At 30.4% G+C, this 4543-nt stretch carries 5 protein-coding genes; all 5 read right to left on the bottom strand.

Going from position 1 to position 4543, the window contains the following annotated elements:
• On the bottom strand, positions 1–605 hold a 605-nt coding region (locus VIM70_RS07810; RefSeq protein ID WP_331945189.1), incomplete at its 3' end, for an ROK family protein.
• On the bottom strand, positions 602–1900 hold the full coding sequence (locus VIM70_RS07805; RefSeq protein WP_331945188.1) for a galactokinase: 1299 nt from the start codon (positions 1898–1900) through the stop codon (positions 602–604). The genes VIM70_RS07810 and VIM70_RS07805, both read right to left, overlap by 4 nt.
• Before the next feature lie 469 nt (positions 1901–2369).
• Positions 2370–3362, bottom strand: coding sequence for a phosphotransferase (locus VIM70_RS07800; RefSeq protein ID WP_331945187.1), 993 nt, complete (start codon positions 3360–3362; stop codon positions 2370–2372).
• A 202-nt stretch (positions 3363–3564) separates the two neighbouring features.
• Positions 3565–3846 carry a DUF3795 domain-containing protein gene (locus VIM70_RS07795; protein ID WP_331945186.1) on the bottom strand — a complete coding sequence of 94 codons (282 nt, stop codon included), beginning with the start codon at positions 3844–3846 and terminating at the stop codon, positions 3565–3567.
• An 18-nt stretch (positions 3847–3864) separates the two neighbouring features.
• Positions 3865–4191 (bottom strand): TfoX/Sxy family protein, encoded by a 327-nt coding sequence (locus VIM70_RS07790; RefSeq protein ID WP_331945185.1) that lies wholly within the window; start codon positions 4189–4191, stop codon positions 3865–3867.
• Positions 4192–4543 lie beyond the last annotated feature (352 nt).

The raw sequence follows: 4543 nt of genomic DNA, 5'->3' as shown, positions 1-4543 counted from the left end.
TTTAATTTTTCAATAAAGGTATTAACCATTCCAACTGCTGAAACATATCTTCCTAAACATCCAGAACTTCCACACTTGCAAGGACGTCCTTCTCTATACATATTCATATGCCCGATTTCTCCTGCACTCGCTGTTTCTCCATACATAACTTTACCATCCATAACTATTCCTGATCCTAAACCAGTACCCAATGTAATAAGTATTAGATTCTTTGAATTCAATCCAGCACCATATAGCCACTCCCCATATAGATTTACACGAACATCATTATCGATAAATACTGGAAAGTGGAATCTCTTTTTCATTTCGTTAACAACGTGTATATTTTCCCAACCTGAAAAATTTGGTGAAAAAAATGATTTACCCTCGTACGGATCCAATAGTCCTGGAATACCCATTCCCATACAATAGATTAACTTCTCCGTAATATTAAGATTTTCCATCATATCTTCAACTATGTGTATGATTTTGTTTAGAACATATGCAGGTCCATTTTGCGCTTCTGTTGACTTACGTACTTCAACGATCAATTTTAAATCCAAATTAAATATTGCAACCTTAATATTAGTTCCACCTAAATCAACCCCAATTATGAATTCACTCATGCTAATAAACTGTTTATGTTTACAGCTCCATATTTTCTTATATTCACTTTATATATACCATTATTATTGTATTTCCTCATGTATGTTATATATTCTTTAGTAATTTCCTTTGGTAATAAAACCAGTATTACACCTGCAAAGCCACCACCATGTACTCTGCACGCACCAGCACCATTTTTCTTTATAAATAATTCACTTAATGCTAAGTATAAGGTCACTGCCTGTTCATGAGTAGCTGATATTGAATAACAATTTTGGAGCCATTTCCATGATGAATTGCCTGATTCATTTACTAGCTTAATAAAGTCACTATAATTACCCATATTTAAAGCATCCATCTGCTTATCTACACGTTTATTTTCCTCAAAGAAATGTAGTGATCTTAAAATGGCCCTATCTCCAGCCACCTCTCTCAGATTGTCTAAATTATTAAGCAAATCTTCTAATGTGACGCCTCTTAAAACGCTTGCGCCAAGATTGCTTGCAACTGCTTTCATTTCTATTGGTATTGATGAATATTCTTCACTCAAATCTGCATGATTTGCACCAGTTGAGACAATTACCAAATCATATATCTGCTCTATTGTTGTGTAATCTATATCTTTTATTATAGGAAATTCTGGGTCTTTAAAATCTATTGTAATTAATCCACCATGAGCACAGGCTAATTGGTCTAACAACCCAGATTGTTTATTCCACCTTGTATTTTCCGCATATTTACCAACTTTACCGCAAGTAATTATATCCATTTCATTATTATTATAAAAATAATTAATAATTGAACATAATAACATTTCAAAGGATGCTGATGAGCTAACACCTGCTGCACATATTACATCACTAGTTATACAAACATTAAATCCTCCTATTTTATATCCATATTTTTTTACACCTTCTAAAACCCCTTTAACTAATAATGCCGCTTCAGTATCCTTTTCAGCACTCTCTAAGTCATCTAAATCAATAACGAAATCTTCATTATATGTTAAGCTTTTTATACTTATCTTATTATTATCTGTCACTTCTGTAACTCCAATGCAGTCCAAATTAATACTAGCAGCAATCACCTTACCTAAGTTATGATCCGTATGGTTTCCACTTATTTCTGAACGCCCTGGTGAGCTGAAAATATAAATATCATTTGTTTTAAATTTCTTATCATATTCTTTAACTAAACTAGTATACCTAAGAATCTGTTTAACTATAACTTCCTCCTCTTGCCCATACAAATCCCCAAACAGGATCTTAGTAGACTTAGAATTAAGTATCTCAATTGTATTATTTAAGGTTGGCATTAATATTACCTCCAAGTTTTGTATTACTTTATTATTTTATAGTTACATTTATAGAAAACGTTTTCTATAAATGTAAAAATATAAAAGATAAATATATCTTTTCATTATTGCTAAATCCATATTTAATTCCATAATAAACTATTTATTAATTTCAGCATTATAATAACTTATTAGAAAATAACAGAAGATTAACCTCTGAGAATCATTAGTAGAAAACCTTTTCTTTTCTATTTTATATCATTTTTGGTAAAGATTCAACATAAATGATAAAAATAGTTTGTCTAGGATTTAGTATATTAAAGATGTTAATATAAAAACGTCGTTAAAGTCTTTTTTCATGACATTCAGTATAGTCCAGTTATACAGAATATGTTTTGTGTTAAACTCAGACACTAGTAAACCCATATCTAATGATATGGGTTTACTAGTGTCGACATATAAGAAAACTACGAATTAACTTACCTACACATTATTTAACGTATTTATGAATTGTTGATGTCTCACTATTACAAAATTTCTCCAAGCAATTTGTTAACCATGAAATCATTCCACGAACTTCATCCATATCATAATAATTCTTCTTTAGCAACTGGTATGATGCCGAAATATTTCCTAAATAGTGCCATAATAAGTAGAATCTCATTTTTTTAAAATCCAGATTATCTCTCTGCAAATAGCAATAGTTTTCACCAAATCTCATCTGTAGAAAACTGTATTCCATTTCAACATCAAAAAACTTTGCTCCCTCAATATCAATTAAATAAGTAACATTGTTTTCATCCACCATTACATGATTTGGACCTAGTTCATAGTGTACAAAACAATATTCCTCATTTTCTTCAATCTCACCATATATTTTGTTTAAAATCATGTCCGCTTTCAAATACAACGTTTTATGTTCCAAATCAGTATCCGTAAGATAATTAAGGTTCTTTTTTGCTCCATTAAATGCATATGCCACTATCGAGAAATCTTTACTCTGAAGACAATTTAGTGTACCTGCCTGGCTACTTGTAATTGCATACATTTTATCGAGATTCTTCTTTAATGATGCCATTGCCTCTTCAACACGTTCAGGATGTTTCTCAATAATAGCATCAATATCCAAGCCATCAATATATTCAACATACGCATACTCAAACGAAAAACCTTCTTTTGTTCTATCCATGTAATATAGCTTTGGTGTGCAAACACCATGCTCTATCATAAAGTGGTTGTTAATCTCAAATAACTCTGAACTACACGACGTAAAGATATCTTTGTGTTCCAAATCCGAAAAATAAGAAGTACTTTCATGCCAAATGTATATAACAAACATAAAGCCATTTTGAGTTGTAATTTTATAAACAAATTTTTGTGCTCCACCCAATACTCTCTCCACTTTTTCCATCAGATATTCTTTTCCAAAATGCTCTGATATTTTCATCTTAAATTTTTCATAAGGGAAAATAAATTCTTTCATTAACTTTGTTCCTCATCTTTCTTTCTATATTTGTATTCATTAATAATTTACTATATTTGGTATGATATTGCTTAATATTACTATGCATTTTAATACAGTTGCTACTCAATAAATTACAGTTGCGACGCAATATACGAATATTCCGACATAACTAAAGCTAAAAATCATGCTAATTTTATTTGATTCTATAAATTGGAATTTATCATTTGCTTCTTAAATTCTCCATTCTTTGATTTATGTTTTTCTCGAATTCTTCATCCGTAAATTTAGGGTCTCTCGTATTTCTCCATATTGAGCAAGGCACCTCACTACAAGCAGAACAATCACCATATTTGTGGTTATTGATAGCACATTCATAAATAGCACATGCCTTTCCTTTTTCGCTATGAAAAACCATACCTTTGATTTCATTACATCCATTACACATGGTTCCATAGCAACCACAACTACTGCATTCAGTACCACAACAACTAAAACTACTCATTTCTGAAATCCTCCTCTTTTATTTCTTTATCTTTTTCTTTTTTGGTTTTGGTTCGGGTAATTCTTCATACATAGCTACTACCATTTGTTTTAACAGCTCACTATTATCGGCAATATCTACAGGCAACATTGGCTTTGCACCCTCATATGGACTTTCTGAAATGCTATCAGGCATATAATGCTTACTTGCTTCAGTAATTTTTACCATAAAGCCTGTTCCATAGATTCCACCAAATATTCTACCTTTATAATAGAATAAGTAACCACCCATCATAGGTATAGATTTTATATCTTCCAATCCTTCTAATTGCTTCATTATGTATAAAGCTAATTTTTTGTTTGCCATATTAACCCCCCTTACAAATTTCGATTTATGGTGTTGTTGTAAATAATTCATATGTGACGCATTTTATTACGATTATGACATAAATGTTTAGCTAATTATACTATTTTTACCATAAACTATATATAAGAAAATAAAATATATTTCGTTTATTTAAAGATAAAAAGCATTTTATATATTAAGATTGAAAAAGACAAAAGTCGTGAAAACTCAATTGAACTAAACCGCTAACAGCGGTGGCGGATGAGTACTAATTGCATTAGTTTAATTTTTTTACTCTATAAAATAGAAAAAAGTATCTTATAATGAACACTTCATATAAACTTTTATTATTAAAGTAAAAAATAAGGAAGTG

The organism is Clostridium sp. (assembly GCF_036569345.1).
Classification (GTDB): domain Bacteria; phylum Bacillota; class Clostridia; order Clostridiales; family Clostridiaceae; genus Clostridium_AD.
The sequence above is the reverse complement of the archived record's forward strand: the minus strand, read 5'-3'. Positions and strand labels throughout refer to the sequence as shown.